The organism is Flavobacterium succinicans LMG 10402, from assembly GCF_000611675.1.
GTDB classification, from domain to species: Bacteria; Bacteroidota; Bacteroidia; order Flavobacteriales; family Flavobacteriaceae; genus Flavobacterium; species Flavobacterium succinicans.
Map to the genome: position 1 here is coordinate 1 of NZ_JATV01000024.1, position 17,876 is coordinate 17,876.

12 protein-coding genes and 2 pseudogenes are annotated in these 17,876 nt (G+C 33.6%); 9 read left to right on the top strand and 5 right to left on the bottom strand.

Annotation, left to right across the window (positions count from 1 at the left end; all coding sequences use genetic code 11):
- From AO58_RS18065 to AO58_RS0116110, 6 genes and pseudogenes are all read left to right on the top strand, one after another.
- Positions 1–156, top strand: a pseudogene (locus AO58_RS18065) (IS1595 family transposase); the annotation flags it as partial.
- A gap of 296 nt (positions 157–452) precedes the next feature.
- Positions 453–701: a DUF6364 family protein gene (locus tag AO58_RS0116090; protein WP_024982674.1), complete on the top strand. Its 249-nt coding sequence runs from the start codon at positions 453–455 to the stop codon at positions 699–701.
- Positions 698–1,111 carry a type II toxin-antitoxin system VapC family toxin gene (locus AO58_RS0116095; protein WP_024982675.1) on the top strand — a complete coding sequence of 138 codons (414 nt, stop codon included), beginning with the start codon at positions 698–700 and terminating at the stop codon, positions 1,109–1,111. The genes AO58_RS0116090 and AO58_RS0116095 overlap by 4 nt, the downstream gene beginning before the upstream one ends.
- A 202-nt stretch (positions 1,112–1,313) precedes the next feature.
- On the top strand, positions 1,314–2,186 hold the full coding sequence (locus AO58_RS0116100; protein WP_024982676.1) for a DUF2971 domain-containing protein: 873 nt from the start codon (positions 1,314–1,316) through the stop codon (positions 2,184–2,186).
- 169 nt (positions 2,187–2,355) lie between these two features.
- Positions 2,356–3,402, top strand: a complete 1,047-nt coding sequence (locus AO58_RS0116105) for an o-succinylbenzoate synthase (protein WP_024982677.1) — start codon at positions 2,356–2,358, stop codon at positions 3,400–3,402.
- A gap of 14 nt (positions 3,403–3,416) precedes the next feature.
- Positions 3,417–3,884, top strand: coding sequence for a CYTH domain-containing protein (locus AO58_RS0116110; RefSeq protein ID WP_024982678.1), 468 nt, complete (start codon positions 3,417–3,419; stop codon positions 3,882–3,884).
- 118 nt (positions 3,885–4,002) lie between these two features.
- Here the strand turns inward: AO58_RS0116110 and AO58_RS0116115 are convergent, their stop codons facing one another.
- The 5 genes from AO58_RS0116115 to AO58_RS0116135 all read right to left on the bottom strand — a co-directional run bounded on the left by AO58_RS0116115 (position 4,003) and on the right by AO58_RS0116135 (position 12,716).
- A complete protein-coding gene (locus tag AO58_RS0116115) occupies positions 4,003–5,160 on the bottom strand; it encodes an L-lactate MFS transporter (protein WP_035717983.1) in 1,158 nt (385 codons plus the stop codon).
- A 36-nt stretch (positions 5,161–5,196) separates the two neighbouring features.
- A complete protein-coding gene (gene pflA, locus AO58_RS0116120; protein ID WP_024982680.1) occupies positions 5,197–5,979 on the bottom strand; it encodes a pyruvate formate-lyase-activating protein in 783 nt (260 codons plus the stop codon).
- 92 nt (positions 5,980–6,071) lie between these two features.
- Positions 6,072–8,306: a formate C-acetyltransferase gene (pflB, locus tag AO58_RS0116125; protein ID WP_024982681.1), complete on the bottom strand. Its 2,235-nt coding sequence runs from the start codon at positions 8,304–8,306 to the stop codon at positions 6,072–6,074.
- 352 nt (positions 8,307–8,658) lie between these two features.
- Complete coding sequence (rimK, locus tag AO58_RS0116130; protein WP_024982682.1) at positions 8,659–10,038, bottom strand: 30S ribosomal protein S6--L-glutamate ligase; 1,380 nt, start codon at positions 10,036–10,038, stop codon at positions 8,659–8,661.
- Positions 10,039–10,166: 128 nt separating this feature from the next.
- On the bottom strand, positions 10,167–12,716 hold the full coding sequence (locus AO58_RS0116135; protein ID WP_024982683.1) for an ATP-dependent Clp protease ATP-binding subunit: 2,550 nt from the start codon (positions 12,714–12,716) through the stop codon (positions 10,167–10,169).
- A gap of 259 nt (positions 12,717–12,975) precedes the next feature.
- Here AO58_RS0116135 and gyrA point away from each other — a divergent pair, with 259 nt between their 5' ends.
- The 3 genes and pseudogenes from gyrA to AO58_RS0116155 all read left to right on the top strand — a co-directional run.
- Positions 12,976–15,597 carry a DNA gyrase subunit A gene (gyrA, locus tag AO58_RS0116140; protein WP_024982684.1) on the top strand — a complete coding sequence of 874 codons (2,622 nt, stop codon included), beginning with the start codon at positions 12,976–12,978 and terminating at the stop codon, positions 15,595–15,597.
- Positions 15,598–15,631: 34 nt separating this feature from the next.
- Positions 15,632–16,900: a tetratricopeptide repeat protein gene (locus tag AO58_RS0116145; protein WP_024982685.1), complete on the top strand. Its 1,269-nt coding sequence runs from the start codon at positions 15,632–15,634 to the stop codon at positions 16,898–16,900.
- A 286-nt stretch (positions 16,901–17,186) separates the two neighbouring features.
- Positions 17,187–17,876: pseudogene (locus AO58_RS0116155) on the top strand (tetratricopeptide repeat protein); the annotation flags it as partial.

Genomic DNA, 17,876 nt, shown 5'->3' on the forward strand with positions numbered 1-17,876 from the left:
CATTGCAGCAAAGAACATATGCAGGATTATTTGAATGAATATCATTTTAGATACAACAGAAGGTCAAATATGGATACAATCTTCGATGTGTTAATACTAAAGATGGTTAATTACAAAGAAAACTCAATAAATTCAATAACTAACGAGTGCGACTAAAGCGCCTATACCTATAAACTTAATATGGAATACAACAGAAAAAGGTAAAAATTTGATGTTAAATTTACGAACTATAAAAAAATAATTACTGGCAACAGAAACAACTGATTTAGATAATTTGCTTAATGAGAAAATGGTTTTGTATTTGGTAGTTTAGTGATAACCGAGTAAAAATCTTACTTTAGTACCAAATCCGTTGTAGCGCGAGAAAGCTGGCACTAATCGTAAAAGATAATAGAAATCCATATCTTTTCCGTGTTAAATTTGTATATTTGTACGTATAAATTTTTTCTGCTATGGATACTAAACTCACATTAAAGCTTGACCAAGAAATAATTGAAAAAGCTAAACATTATGCCTCTGAAAAAAAAATAAGCTTATCTCGAATTGTTGAAAATTACCTTAATTCTTTGACTTCGGATAAAGAAAATAATGACATACAAATTTCACCTTTTGTAAAAAGTCTTTCTTCGGGAATTGAAATTCCAGCTGATTATGATTATAAAAAAGATCGTGCTGATTATTTAGAACAAAAACACAAATGAGTAGAATTTTTTTAGATACTAACGTAATATTAGATTTGTTGGGAGAAAGAGTTCCTTTTTTTGATGCTATTGCTAAAGTTGCTACTTTGGCTGATCAAAAAAAATTGGCTATAATTGTCTCGCCTCTTTCTTTCACGACAATAGATTATGTTTTGAATAAATACGAAAGTTCCGAATCTGTTCTGAATAAACTTCGAAAGTTTAAAATAATCTGTGAGGTCTGTGAAGTTACTGAAGAAACAATTGAGAAAGCGTTGAATTCGAATTTTAAAGATTTTGAGGATGCTGTTCAATATTTTACCGCTTTACAATCAAACTGCTCAATAATTATAACTAGAAACGGAAAAGATTTTAAGAATGCTACAATTCCAATTATGACAGCTGAAGAATATTTAAGTAGTCTTATATAATGCAGCTGTTGCTAACCGCTTGTAAGCAATAGTTTGGAATTAGCCTTATTAGAAAGTTTCTTTAGTCTTTGATTTATTATGATAATTTGAAATACAAAGGATGATTCAGTCTTGTTAGTACCAAAAAGGGGAAGCAAGAAAAAGTAGAGTATAAATAAAATACGCAGTTATGCAACATCACCCCAAGAAACCACTCTAAACCATGAAACTAGATCCCCGAGGCGTATTTTTAACTTTCAACCTAAAGTGGAAAATAGAAAAGTATATCCATGAAATAGGATTGAATGCTAATTATCCACAATACGTAACAACGTCTTTATATCATAAAGGTTTAAAGATGTCGAACCCTGAGTTTTTATATAAATTTTATGCCCCTGAAAATTATAATTTTGAAAGTTTAGAAAATCCATATTTATATTTTGGAGACCCATCAGATTTCAATGATACCTTTGATTGTGTAATCTCGGAAAACTCATATATCGAAAAATTCCTTGATAATAAATATTTAGAAAATATTGGGATATGTAATTTCTCGATTGAAAAAACTAACCAAATGTGGGCTTACTATGCTGAAAAGAACAAAGGTTTTGCCGTTAAATTCAAAAACAACAAATTATTTTTACCCTACGGCGATAATATTGCTATAAAATCTCATGTTTTATATTTAAACAATGACATTCCAGATCATCCCAATTTAATAGAAACTTTAAAATCATTGGAGGATAAGCATGCTCCTGATCCTGTTAAAGGATGGCAACATCAAGTTTTATTTCATCACGACTTGTGCCGAAAAAACACTTCTTACACTTGGGAATCAGAATATAGATTCATCACTTTTAACAGAGAGGAAATTAAACGTCAGATGACACTTAATCCGACTACCATTGATTCTATTTATATTGGACATAAAATGTCAAAAGACAACTTAGAACGGCTGAAAAGTATTGTAATAAATTTTTCTCATGTTAAAGTATTTCTTTCTGTTCCAAATCCAAAATCCCAAAAATTAGAAGATATAAAAATTAAAGATTTAAACAGGCTTGTTTATGATCAAAATAGAATTAAGCTTATATAAAAACATCAATAACGTGACGTCGCATAACACACGCTACAAGCAATTTGGGCAATTGGCTTAATGGAAAAATTGGTTTGTACTTGGAAGTTTTGGCTAATCAGAAAAATAACGCTACTTTAGACCCAAACCGCGTGTAGTGCGAGAACGAACAGTTTAGAAAGAGACAATTTTGAAAGCAACCTATAACAAATACTTACTTGATTTTAAACGACCATCAGGAACGTCGCGCGGCGTTATGACCACTAAGGAAACGTGGTTTTTGTTGCTGGAAGAAGATGGAAAATGGGGAATAGGAGAGTGCGGGATTCTTAGAGGTTTAAGTGCCGATGACCGTCCCGATTATGAAACGAAATTGAATTGGGTTTGTGAAAATATTCACTTAGGAGAGCAGGCTTTGTGGGAAGCTTTAATGGAATTTCCTTCTATTCAATTTGGAGTCGAAATGGCTTTTTTGTCGCTCAAAAGCGAAAATCCATTTTTGCTTTTTCCTTCTGATTTTACCTCAGGCACACAATCTATAGTGATTAATGGACTTGTTTGGATGGGTGAACCTTCGTTTATGAAAGCCCAAATCGAAGAAAAAATTGCTCAAGGTTTTAGTTGTATTAAACTTAAAATCGGAGCCATTGATTTTGATAAAGAGCTGGCTTTATTGGCTTATATTCGTACTCATTTTTCCGAAAATCAAATTGAAATTAGAGTGGATGCAAATGGGGCTTTTGATTCAAATGAAGCTTTATATAAAGTAAATCAATTAGCTGATTTTAAATTGCATAGCATTGAACAACCGATAGCGAAAAATAATGCTGTCACTATGGCAGAGCTATGTAAAACCACTCCATTTCCTATTGCTTTAGACGAAGAATTAATTGGTGTGTTTTCTCTTGCTGACAAAGAGCAATTACTGAAAGATATTCAACCGCAATACATCATTTTGAAACCTAGTTTTGTGGGTGGTTTCAGAGGAACTCAAGAATGGATTAGTCTAGCTGATAAATATAAAATTGGTTGGTGGATTACTTCGGCTTTAGAAAGTAATATTGGTTTGAATGCTATTGCGCAATGGACGTATCTACAAAATTCAAAAATGCCTCAGGGTTTAGGAACAGGAGCTTTGTATACCAATAATTTTGATTGTCCTTTGGAAGTCGAAAAGGGACAGCTTTGGTATAGAAAAGATGCAAATTGGCATTTTGATAAAGCCATTTTTTCATAATTAAAATAGTCTAGATGATAGAAATAGAAAGAAAATTTTTGGTTACTTCAAACGATTTTATTTCGCAAGCTTTTGCTCATAATCGAATAGCTCAGGGATATATTAGCAAAAATCCAGAGCGTACAGTTCGCGTCAGAATAAAAGGAGATAAAGGTTTTTTGACTATCAAAGGAAAAGGTAATGAAAGTGGTTTGTCGCGTTTTGAATGGGAGAAAGAAATTCCTGTTGAAGAAGCACAGCAATTGATGCATTTGTGCGAGAAAGGAACCATCGATAAAACGCGCTATGAAGTTCAATCCGGAAATCACGTCATTGAAGTGGATGTTTTTTATGGTGAAAATGAAGGCTTGGTAATGGCAGAAATTGAACTATCATCTGAAACAGAAACCTTTCTCAAACCGGAATGGTTAGGAGTAGAGGTAACCAATGACAAGCGTTATTACAATGGCTTTTTGAGCGAGCATCCGTTTAAAAGTTGGTAATCACAAAAGTGATTCATAAATTCTAAATGGATGCGTTTTGTGAAAAATCATAAAAAAAAGCGCTCAAAAATATATTTTATTTATTTGAGCGCTTTTTTTTATGAGTATATTTTCAAGATCAAATCAACTTTTTTAGCCAAAAGCCAACCAATAAAGCCATTCCGATTAAAAGCGAGAATAGATAAAAAATCGTGATTTCATGAGTCAATCCCAAGAGTATTGGTCCAACAAAAGCAGCGGCCGACCAAGCGGTTAAAATATAGCCTAGTACTTGTCCATAATTATCAGCACCATAAATGGACTTTACAAACGAAGGCATGGTTGAAAAACCAGCGCCATAACCAGCAATAATAATATATGTGACTATTTGAAATGAAGTGTTATTTGTAGCTACAATAGGAATCAAAGCAAAACAAATCATATTTACAGTCAAAAAAATCATGAAGGTTGACCAACAACCAATCTTATCTGAGATACTGGACCAAAACAATCGCCCTAGACCATTAAATAAGCCAATGATAGCCACAAACAGGGTGGATTGACTAGCTGACATGCCAACTATTTCTTCACCTAAAATGGATGCTTTCGAAATGATTGCAATTCCACCACAGACATTTAAGAATAGTAACAGCCAAAGTGCAATAAATTTAGGGTCGGTTACAATGTCTTTTGCAGTTAAAACAACAGACGAATGACTTGATTTATTGTCACATTTAGGATTAGCAAGGTACAAAGCACTCAAAAGCATGCAAATGCCATATATAGCCCCTAATACCAAAAAAATTTTGGATAGTCCCATGGATAGATATAACGGACTTATGATAAAGGAAGCTAGTAAAGATCCTAGTGCAAAAGACATTATAATAATGCCTGATGCCAATCCTGGTTTTTCAGGAAACCATTTTACAACCGTATACACTGGTACTACATAGCCAAAACCTAGTCCGATGCCTTGTAGTACACCAAAAGTAAGATAAAATAAGGCGATGGAGTTAACTGAAACCGCAAAGCTGCTTCCTATTAGACCTATGAACATAAAAAAGGCACCTATCATTCCTGCTTTTGTAGGGCCAATTTTTTGAGCAAATTTGCCCATAAATGCAGCAGTTAATCCCAAAAAGCATATCGCTAAGCTGAAGGCGGTTTTGGTATCGTGCGCATTCCAATTTAATTCTGTGGCTAGTGGTTCAATCCATTTGCTATAGGCATAAATAGAACCGATGGACAATTGCATTACCATTCCTGCAATTACCATTAAATATTTATTTTTGGACATTATGAAAAAAGTGAGGTTAAATTATGTAATTTTTGTTTATCTGACGATAACGTTTTTAAAATATTGATTAAAAATAGTCGCGGTTTTATGAAGCATTTCCTCTGATGGCGAAGGTACGTCTGCCAAAGCATAATCAAAGTTTAGTAACTCCCATTTATGTTTGCCCATTTGATGAAAAGGAATAATTTCTACTTTTTCAACAGTCTTGAAATTTGCAAAATATTGCCCCCATTCATGTAGGTATTCTTCTTGATCGGTCCATCCAGGGACCAATACGTATCGTAACCACATTGGTTTTCCTGTTTCCTCTCTGTATTTGGCTACTTTTAACGTTATTTTGTTTTTTAAACCGGTAAGTTTTTTATGCCAATCGTTGTTGATGTGTTTTACATCCAATAGCAAAATATCTGTTTTGTCTAACAATTCCTTAGTTTGATCATCCAGAACGCGACCGTTAGAATCTAAACACGTATGAATTCCTTTTTGATGTAATTTGTCAAAAAACGGAATTAATTTAGCTCTTTGAAGCAAAGGTTCACCACCAGACACAGTTACACCACCAGTGGTTCCGAAAAAAAGTTTTTGATTTTCAGCTTTGGCTACAAGTTCATCAACGTTGACAAATTTACCACCATGTATGTCTAAGGTATCAGGGTTTTGACAATACAAACAGCGAAATTGACATCCTTGTGTAAATACGACCATCCGAATGCCAGGACCATCATGAGTTCCGAATGTTTCTAAGGAATGAATGCGTAGTGAATCTATATTATCAATATTTAAAGCCTCATCATGATTGGGTTGTTCTGGGAAGTACATAGGTTTACATTTTAGTATTAAAAAACCTGTTTAGAGTATTAGTCTAAACAGGTCTAAATTTAATTATTTAAAAATAATTATTACATCGAAAATTACATTCTTTCGTGGAAAGTTCTGCTAATAACCTCTAATTGGTGCGCTTTTGATAAACGTACAAAGTTTACAGCATATCCAGATACACGAATAGTTAATTGAGGATAATTTTCTGGATTTTCGTAGGCGTCCATTAATGTTTCTCTATTCAAAACATTTACATTTAAATGGTGTGCATCTCTACCAAAATAAGCATCCAATGTAGTTGTTAAATTGGTTATTTGATCTTCTTTTGTTGTTCCTAAAGATTTTGGAACCATTGAGAAGGTGTATGAAATACCATCTTGTGCATCATTGTAATCTAATTTACTTACAGAGTTTAATGATGCAATCGCACCGTTAACATCTCTTCCGTGCATTGGATTGGCTCCTGGAGCAAATGCTTCTCCACCTTTTCTACCATCTGGTGTTGCTCCAGTATTGGTTCCATACATTACATTCGAAGTAATAGTAAGTAAAGAAAGAGTTGGGGTAGCGTTTTTATATGTTTTGTGTTTTCTTAATTCTTCTACGAAAATATTGGTAATTTCAATTGCAATATCATCTACACGGTTATCATCGTTACCGAATTTTGGGAAATCCCCTTCGATATCAAAATCTACAGTTAAACCTTGTTCATTTCGGATAGGTTTTACTTTTGCATATTTAATAGCAGATAATGAATCGGCAATGATAGAAATACCTGCTGCACCATAAGCAATGTCAATAGCTGGATCACTATCGATCAAAGCCATTTGTGCTCTTTCGTAGTAATATTTATCATGCATGTAGTGAATAATATACATAGACTTAGCGTACACTCTTGCTACTTCTGCCATTGTTTTTTTGAATGATGCAAATACTGTATCGTAATCCAATACTTCATCTTTCATTTCTGGAATGTTATTAATCACCAAAGCGCCATGAGCTTCTTCGCGACCTCCATTTAATGATAACAAAAGGGCTTTTGGTAAGTTGGCACGAGCTCCAAAATGTTGTATTGATTTTCCGATTTTTTGGTAGGAAACACAACAAGCAATTCCGTAATCATCAGAACCTCTGTTGGATTTCATCAAATCGTCATTCTCATATTGTAAAGATGAAGTGTCAATAGATACTTGAGCACAGAAATCTTTAAATCCTTTTGGAAGGTTTTGTGACCAAAGGATAGTTAAATTTGGTTCAGGTGAAGCTCCTAAGTTGTAAAGTGTTTGAAGGAAACGGAAAGAAGTTTTAGTTACTTTAGTTCTTCCATCATGAAATTGTCCACCAATAGCTTCTGTAACCCATGTTGGATCTCCTCCGAAGATTTCATCATATGCACCTGGGCGTAAATGACGCACAATACGAAGTTTCATTACGAATTGGTCAATGAATTCTTGTGCTTCTTCTTCTGAAATTAAACCAGATTCAAGGTCTCTTTCGATATAAATGTCGATAAATGAAGAAACGTTACCTAATGACATCGCAGCTCCATCTTGTTCTTTTACAGCACTTAGATAAGCTAAGTAAGTAAATTGTACTGCTTCATAAGCAGTTACAGCTGGTTTTGAAATATCGACCCCGTAAGATTGGGCCATTGTTTTCATGTCTTGTAATGCTTTGATCTGGCTAGTGATCTCTTCTCTTAAACGTACTTTGTGCTCACTCATTTCACCTGAAACAGCAGTAAAATCAGCTTTTTTTGCTTGAATTAAAGCATCAGCACCATAAAGAGGTAAACGTCTAAAATCGCCAATGATTCTTCCTCTAGCATAGTTATCAGGTAAACCTGTTAAAACGTGTTTAGAACGGAATGTTTTGATTTCAGCATCATAGGCATCAAAAACAGCTTGATTGTGATCTTTAGCATAATTGAAAATATCTGAAACTCTTGGAGAAACTTCTAATCCTTTTTCTCTTACGGCTGATTCTACTAATTTGATTCCGCCAAAAGGTTTCATTGCTCTTTTAAGTAAAACGTCAGTTTGTAAACCTACAATAGTTTCGTTTTCTTTGTCTATATATCCAGGACCAAAAGCTGTAATGTTTGAAATAGTCTCAGTATCAATTGCTAAACAACCATTGTTTTGTCTTTCTTTTAATAATTGTAATTTGCAAGCTTCCCATAATTTTTTGGTTCTGGTAGATGGACCAGATAAAAATTCAGCGTTTCCTTGATAAGGAGTAATGTTTTTTACAACAAAATCGTATACATCTATTGTTGTGTTCCAATTTCCTTCTATAAAAGACTTGTTGTTTGTTAAAATTTCCATGGTTATTAAGTTTATTTTTGTAAGATTCTTGTATTCTACTATTTAAGTATCAATATTCTCAAATTTACATTTTTTTTATCACTTAATCTTGAGGTTTTAAACTTCTATGGAATGTTGACTATATTTTTCAAATTAGTTAAAAATGAGCATTAGAATGGCTTGTTTTTTTTATAAAATGAATTTTTTATTGGTAATAGCTACTTAATTTTCGATGCTTTTTTCGTGTAATAAAGTTGGATCCAATACTTTTTTTATTATTTTGCGTTTGGTAGGTATCTAAAAAAAAAACTTCATAAACTTTTTATAAAAATAATCAGTTCATGAAGTAATTAGAATACTTGTTATGGTTTTGTTAAAAAAGTGGCTTGTTTTTAAAGTTCTTTTCTATGGCTTTGATCATTTCTCCTGCAATATCTTTATTAGTAGCGCCCTCAATACCTTCAAGTCCGGGTGAGGAATTGACTTCTAACAATAAAGGACCTTTTGAAGATCGAATGATATCTACTCCGGCCACCTTCAAGTCCATTGCTTTTGCTGCTTTGATGGCGATTTTCTTTTCCTCACTCGTAATTTTAACGATAGAAGCGGTGCCTCCCAAGTGGATATTGGCTCTAAATTCGCCAGGCATTGCTTCTCTTTGGATGGCGGCAACAACTTTTCCGTCAATGACAAAACAACGAATGTCTTTTCCATTGGCTTCTTTGATGAATTCTTGTACTAAGATGTTAGCATTTAAACTTTTAAAAGCATTGATTACACTTTCTGCTGCTTTTTTTGTTTCAGCTAGCACGACACCTTTTCCTTGTGTGCCTTCTAAAAGTTTGACAATTAAAGGTGATCCACCTACCATTTTAATCAAATCATCCGTGTCTAGCGGAGAGTTAGCAAAACCTGTGGTTGGAATATCTACACCATTATTTAGTAAAAGTTGTAATGAAAAAAGCTTGTCTCTAGATTGTGTTATGGCTGTAGATGAATTCAAGCAAAAAACTTTCAATGCTTCAAATTGACGGGTTAAGGCACAGCCATAAAACGTGATGCTAGGTCTAATTCTAGGAATAATCGCATCAAATTGATTCAATATTTTGCCCCCACGATAATGAATTTCAGGTGTTTTGGCATCTAATTTCATGTAGCATTCTTTGATGTTTAAGAAGTGCATTTCGTGCCCTCTCATTTCGCCGGCTTCCATGATTCTTTTGTTGCTATACAATTCAGGATTACTAGCTAAAACTCCAATTCGCAAGCCTGAACTTGCTTTTTCAGCGTTTTTATACAATTCCTTTAAATTGTCACTTGAGGGTTGGCCTAATAAATACTTTTGTTCTGGATCTACTAAAACACGACCACTCATGGCTTCTCTGCCCAATAACATTCGAAATCCCATAGAATCTCTATTGGTCAAGGTCATTTCAATTTGCCAAGTGTCGTCCCCAATTTTTAATAAAGTTTGAATCACATATCGTTGTTCTCTGTAACCGCTCGAACTTTTTACAATCCGTTTGTCTATTAGTGGCGCTTCACAGTGAATGACAGTTTTATTGTTGTTTTGAATAGGGTTGATGTCAAATTTTACCCAATTACTATCGTTTTTTATGAAAGGAGCAATGTTGATTGCGTGAAGAGCCGATGTTTTTGCACCAGAATCTACTCTGGCTTTTATGGTAGGAATATCTAAATCAGGAAAAGTACACCACTCTTCGCTACCAAGAATTAATTTGTTTTCTAACATAGAGGAATTGTATTTAATAAAAATCAAAAATACCTTTTTGTTTTTTATTAATGTTAAATAAAAATAAATAATTAGCCCGCTGAGTTAAAAAATAACGCAACGGGCTAGTAAATATTTGTAAATGTAAATTATTGATTGTTAGCTTCTTCTGTTTTTTTGACTTGAACAGTTAATTCGGAAGCTCCTTCTTCAATGTCCATGAATATCTCATCACCAACATTGATTTTAGAAGTGATAATTTCTTCAGCCAATGTATCTTCTACATATTTTTGAATAGCTCTCTTTAAGGGTCTTGCTCCAAATTGTTTGTCAAAACCTTTTTCAGCGATAAATGATTTGGCAGTATCCGAGAGATTTAAAGTGTAGCCTAATTCTTTAACCCTTTCGTATAGTTTTTTCAACTCAATTTCGATAATCAAGTCAATATCTGATTTTTCTAATGAGTTGAAAACAATAACATCATCAATTCGGTTTAAAAATTCAGGAGCAAATGTTTTTTTCAAGGCATTTTCAATAACACTTTTTGAATGATCTTCAGCTTGTGCAACTTTTGCGGCAGTGCCAAAACCAACGCCTTGACCAAAATCTTTAAGTTGTCGGGCTCCTACATTAGAAGTCATTATGATAATAGTGTTTTTAAAATCTATCTTACGACCTAAGCTGTCTGTTAAGTAGCCGTCATCCAATACTTGAAGCATCATGTTGAATACGTCTGGATGCGCTTTTTCGATTTCATCTAACAAAACAACGCAGTAAGGTTTTCTTCTTACTTTCTCGGTTAATTGTCCACCTTCCTCATAACCAACATAGCCTGGAGGTGCGCCAACTAATCGTGAAATGGCAAATTTCTCCATGTATTCGCTCATATCAATTCGAATTAAAGCGTCTTCGGAATCAAATAATTCTTTGGCCAATACTTTGGCTAATTGAGTTTTTCCAACACCAGTTTGTCCTAAGAAAATAAAGGAACCAATGGGTTTATTTGGATCTTTTAATCCAGCTCTATTTCTTTGTATCGAACGGGCGATTTTTAATACAGCATCATTTTGACCAATAACTTTGTTTTGAATCAATTCTGGTAATTTAGCTAACTTATTGCTTTCTGTTTGTGCAATTCGGTTTACAGGAATTCCAGTCATCATCGATACCACATCGGCAACATTGTCCTCGGTTACGTTGATTCTGTTGTTTTTAGAATCTTCTTCCCATTGTTCTTGTGCAATGGCTAGGTCTTTTTCGATACGTTTTTCGTCATCACGAAGTTTTGCAGCCTCTTCGTACTTCTGTTTTTTAACCACTAGATTTTTTAGCTCTCTTACGTCTTCTAATTGACGTTCCAAATCCAAAATTTGTTTTGGTACCTCAATATTGGTAATGTGCACTCTTGAGCCAGCTTCGTCTAATGCATCAATCGCTTTGTCTGGTAAAAAACGTTCCGACATATAACGATCGGTTAATTTTACACACGCTTCAATCGCCTCGTCTGAATAGGTTACGTTGTGGTGTGATTCATATTTATCTTTGATATTATTCAAAATGGTAATGGTTTCTTCTACTGAAGTAGGTTCAACAATAACTTTTTGAAAACGTCTTTCCAATGCACCATCTTTTTCAATATACTGACGGTATTCATCTAAAGTAGTCGCTCCAATGCATTGTATTTCTCCACGTGCTAAAGCTGGTTTGAACATGTTTGAGGCATCAAGAGACCCTGTAGCGCCACCAGCGCCAACAATAGTGTGAATTTCGTCTATGAATAAAATGATATCGTCATTTTTTTCCAATTCATTCATTACGGCCTTCATGCGTTCCTCAAATTGACCTCTGTATTTAGTACCTGCTACTAAACTGGCTAAATCAAGGGTGACCACGCGCTTATTGAATAAAATGCGAGACACCTTTTTTTGAATGATTCTTAAAGCCAGTCCTTCTGCTATAGCAGATTTTCCAACTCCAGGTTCACCGATTAATAAAGGGTTGTTTTTTTTGCGACGACTTAAGATTTGAGATACTCTCTCAATTTCTTTTTCGCGTCCAACAACAGGGTCTAGTTTTCCTTCTTCGGCCATTTCGGTTAAATCTCTACCAAAATTGTCCAATACTGGAGTTTTAGATTTTTTATTGGTTTTGTTGGCAGGTGTATTGAAGCTACCTTCTTTAAAACTGTCATCTTGTCCTGAATCGTCATTGTAAGATTCGTTTTTGGGCAAGTTATCTATGAATTCATTTTCGTTTGGAGTCATATTTAAGTATTGTTCTTTAGCTACATCATAGTCAATTTTTAGCTTATTTAGTAGCTTGGTTGTAGGATCGTTTTCATTTCGTAAAATGCATAATAATAAATGTGCTGTACTAATTGAGGTACTTTGAAACACTTTAGCTTCTAAAAATGTTGTTTTTAGAGCTCTTTCTGCTTGACGAGTCAAATGAAGGTTCTTCTTTTCGAGATTGATTTCAAGACTTACTGGGCTAGAAGGGCTAAGAATTTCAACCTTTCGACGTAAATGATCTAAATCTACATCCAAATTGTTTAGAATATGGATTGCTTTTCCGTTACCATCTCTCAAAATACCTAACATTAAATGCTCTGTACCAATAAAGTCATGTCCTAATCTCAAGGCTTCTTCTTTACTGTACGTAATAACATCTTTAACTCTAGGGGAAAAATTGTCATCCATATGATATAATTTTATTAATTGTAAATTTACTGATTTACTATCTAAAACAAAAATCATTCCGAGTAAAATCAAGTGACAGCTAATTGACAAAAAATAATGATAAAATCATAGCGATAAAGTGTCAAATTTATGCTGGAACTCATGTTTTTTTATTGTTAATAAATTAGAGAAATTTGACTGTTAAAACGGCTGTAAAAAGTTCAGAAAGCCGTATATTGGCACGTTTTGAAATTAATATAATTATTTAATATAACAACTTATGTCTGAAGGAGAAAAGTTAATTCCTATTAACATAGAAGATGAAATGAAATCAGCTTACATCGATTATTCGATGTCGGTTATTGTATCCAGAGCACTTCCTGATGTTAGAGATGGTCTAAAACCTGTACATCGAAGAGTACTTTATGGTATGTATGATTTAGGAGTATTTTCAAATAAAGCCCATAAAAAGTCCGCGAGAATTGTCGGGGAAGTATTAGGAAAGTATCATCCACACGGAGATACCTCTGTGTATGATGCTATGGTACGTATGGCTCAAGAATGGAGTATGCGTTATCTTTTGGTAGATGGACAAGGTAATTTTGGTTCTGTTGATGGCGATAGCCCTGCTGCTATGCGTTATACTGAAGCTAGAATGCGTAAGATTTCAGAAGAAATCATGGCTGATATTGAGAAGGAAACTGTTGATTTTCAATTGAATTTTGACGATACTTTGTATGAGCCCAAAGTGATGCCTACAAGAGTGCCAACGTTATTGATTAATGGTGCTACTGGAATTGCTGTAGGTATGGCTACAAATATGCCTCCACACAATCTTACGGAAGTTATCAATGGAACTTTGGCATATATTGGTAATAATGAAATTGAAATCGACGAATTAATTACTCATATTAAAGCCCCCGATTTTCCAACAGGTGGAATTATTTATGGTTATGAAGGAGTGCGTGAAGCTTTCAAAACAGGTCGTGGTCGTGTAGTAATGCGTGCCAAAGTTGGTTTTGAAGAAGTGGATGGAAGAGAATCAATTATTGTGACCGAAATTCCATATCAAGTCAACAAAGCAGATATGATCAAACGAACTGCTGATTTGGTAAACGAAAAGAAAATAGAGGGTATTGCCAATATTCGTGATGAGTCGGATAGAAATGGTATGCGTATCGTATATATATTAAAACGAGATGCAACGCCAAACGTTGTATTGAATACTTTGTATAAATATACTCAGTTACAATCTTCATTCAGTGTAAACAATATTGCACTAGTAAATGGTAGACCACAAATGTTGAATCTAAAAGATTTGATTCACTATTTTGTAGAGCACCGTCACGATGTGGTGATACGAAGAACAAAGTACGAACTTAGAAAAGCTGAGGAACGTGCTCATATTTTAGAAGGATTGATTATAGCTTCTGATAATATTGATGAAGTAATTGCATTAATTAAAGCTTCAAAAAACACCGAAGAAGCAAGAGAGAAATTAATTGAGCGATTCAAACTTTCTGACATTCAGGCTCGAGCAATTGTTGAAATGCGTCTACGTCAGTTAACAGGACTAGAGCAAGATAAATTGAGAGCTGAGTACGAAGAAATCATGAAATTGATTGATCATTTACGTGCTTTATTAGCTGATGTTAACCTAAGAACAGCTTTGATAAAAGAAGAATTAAACGAAATTAAAGACAAATATGGTGATGCCCGTCGCTCTTTAATTGAGTACTCTGGTGGCGATGTTAGTATTGAAGATTTAATTGCAGATGAAAGTGTGGTAGTTACTATATCACATGCTGGATATATTAAAAGAACTAATTTGAGTGAATACAAAACTCAAAATAGAGGAGGAGTAGGACAAAAAAGTGCCGGAACTAGAGATCAAGATTTCTTGGAACATATGTTTGTTGCTACCAATCATCAGTACATGATGTTCTTTACTCAAAAAGGTAAATGTTTCTGGATGAGAGTTTATGAAATTCCTGAAGGAACAAAAACCGCTAAAGGAAGAGCTATTCAAAATTTAGTAAACATTGAAAGTGATGACAAGGTAAAAGCGTATATTTGTACTCAAGATTTAAAAGATAAAGACTACATAAATAGTCATAATTTGATCATGGTCACTAAACAAGGTCAGGTTAAAAAGACCTCATTAGAGAAATATTCTAAACCGCGTGTTAATGGAGTTGCAGCAATCACTATAAAAGAGGGTGATGAATTATTAGAAGCGAAGTTAACCAATGGAGAAAGTCAAATTATATTAGCGGTTAAATCTGGAAAATTAGTGCGTTTTGAAGAAACGAAAACTAGACCAATGGGAAGAACGGCCTCTGGAGTTCGTGGTATTACCCTTAAAGATGAAACCGATGAAGTGATCGGAATGGTTACTGTTGATAAAGATAATATCAATGAGTCACAAATTTTAGTTGTTACCGAGAATGGATATGGTAAGCGTACTAAACTTGTAGATGAAGATGGCGAAGAAGTGTATCGTATCACGAATCGCGGTGGTAAGGGTGTAAAAACACTGAATATTACTGAAAAAACAGGGAACCTAATCTCAATTAATGCTGTTACTGATGCTGATGATTTAATGATCATTAATAAATCAGGATTGACTATTAGAATGGCTATTGAGGATTTACGAGTTATGGGACGTGCTACTCAAGGAGTCAAGTTGATTAACTTAAAAGGAAACGATTCCATTGCGGCCGTTACTAAAGTTATGAAAGATGATGCTGATGAAAATGCAGAAAACTCAGCCGTTGAACGCGTAAAACCTGTAATGGAAGTTCTTGAAGATGCTCCAATGGACGATGAGGAAGACGAAGAAGAAGAGGAGGTTCTGAATGACGAATCAGAAACAGAAGAGGATGAAGATAATGAAGAATAATAATTAAATCAATAAATTTTAAACATTAAATACCATGAAAAGTAAATATGTAATGCTTGCATCAGCTATGCTGATATCAGTAGCTACTTTTGCACAAAAAGATCAAATTAAAGCAGCTGAGAAAGCATTAAAAGCAGGGAAATCAGACGAGGCAAAAAGTATCTTGTTAGATGCTGAATCGGTTATAGTAAATGCTACTGATGCTGAAAAAGCACAATATTATTTTGTTAAAGGAAATGTAACACTAGATTTAGCAAACAAAAGTGTAGATAAAGATGCTAATTTATCACTTGCCGCAGCAGCATTTCAAGAATTAATTGAAGTTGAAAAAAACTCTGGTAAGTCTAAGTATACCTCTCAGGCAGCTAAATCTGTAATCGATATTAAATACAAATTGATTAATGAAGCCATTGCTGATTCTAAAGTGGATAAATACGAAGTGGCTGCAAAAAAATTATATGATGCTTATCAATTAGATAAAAAAGATACGATCAATTTGTATTATGCTGCGTCAACTTATGTTAATTCAAAAAATTATGATGCGGCTTTGAGTAATTATGATGAATTAAAAAAGCTAAATTATTCTGGTAAAGGAACTAATTATTTTGCTGTAAATAAACTTACTTCTCAAGAAGATATGTATTTGACTGCAGCAGAGAGAGACCGTATGATCAAATTAGGGACGCATGAAAAACCAAGAACAGAAGTTATTCCTTCTAAAAGAGGTGAAATCTACAAAAATGTTGCTTTAATATTAGTACAACAAGGAAAGTCTGACGAAGCTAAAAAAGCTGTAGCTGATGCTAGAAAAGCCAATCCAGATGATACTTCGTTAGCTTTAACAGAGGCTAATTTGTATTTAGAAGGAAAAGATTTTGAAACCTACAAAAAATTAGTTGCAGACATCTTGTTGAAAAATCCAAATGATGCAGATTTAGTTTTTAATTTAGGAGTTTTAAGTGCTAATGCCAAAAATAGCGCTGATGCTGAAAAATATTACAACAGAGTGATTGAGATTAATCCTGCTTACACTAATGCTTATATCAATATCGCTGCATTGAAATTAGAAAATGAAAAGCCAATCATTGATGAAATGAATAAATTGGGTACTTCTAATAATGATATGAAACGTTATGATGTGCTTAAGAAAAAAAGAGAAGAATTGTTCAAGAGTACGATTCCATTTCTAAAAAAGGCAGTTGAGTTAGATCCAAAAAATACAGATGTAGCCAAAACATTAATGAATGTATATAGCGCATTAGAAATGACAGCTGAATACAAAGAATTAAAAGCAAAGTTGTAAATAAAAAAAAATAATCTTTTTATTGTTAAAAAAAAGTCGTTTATGATAATAAACGACTTTTTTTATGTAAAAAATGTTTATAGTGCAAAAATAGCTATCGTATCTGTGGTTTTTGTGTTGATCTTTGAAAAAGGTAGTCAGTTTATAAAATATTTTTTATTGTTTTTGCAAAATCGAAATTTAATTCTATTTTGCATTGTTAAATAAATGATAATTTTTTATAATTATTAACTCTTTTAAACAGATTGTAAAGTATTCAAGTCTAACCATTTTCAAACCACCTACTATGAAAAAAAAATATTTTTATGCACTTTTAGTGTTTAGTTTAAGTTTATCCAGTTTTGCTCAAAAAGATAAAATTACAGAAGCGCAAGCCGAATTAACCAATGGGAAAGCAGAGGCATCTTTGAAAATTTTAAATGACATTGAGTATCTTATTACTAATGCAAAGGAGGAAGACAAGTCAGATTACTATTATTTAAAAGCAAAATCTCACATAGCTTTAGCGAATAAAAAAATTGATGCTCCAAAAAACATGGCTTTGGCTGTAGCTTGTTACAATGAGATTTTAGTATTTGAAGTGGACTCTGGTAAATTAAAATACGCTGTACAAGCAAGACAAGGAATTAAAGATTTGAAAAATGAATTAGAAAGGAGTGCCGCTTCTGATAATAATGCACAAAATTTTGGTGAAGCAGCTAATAAAATGGTCTATCTCTATGAGATGGATAAAAAAGATACTCTTAATTTATTTAATGCCGCTTCTAATTACATCAATGCTAAACAGTATGATTTAGCTTTGAAAAATTATGAACTCTTGAAGTCGTTAAAATACACTGGTAACGCTCTTGAGTATTATGCGGTTAATAAAACAACAAATCAAGAAGAAATTTTTGGTTCTGCTAGTAATAGGGATTTAGGAGTAAAACAAGGGTCGCATATAAGTCCTCGTAATGCTAAGGCGAGTTCTAAAAAA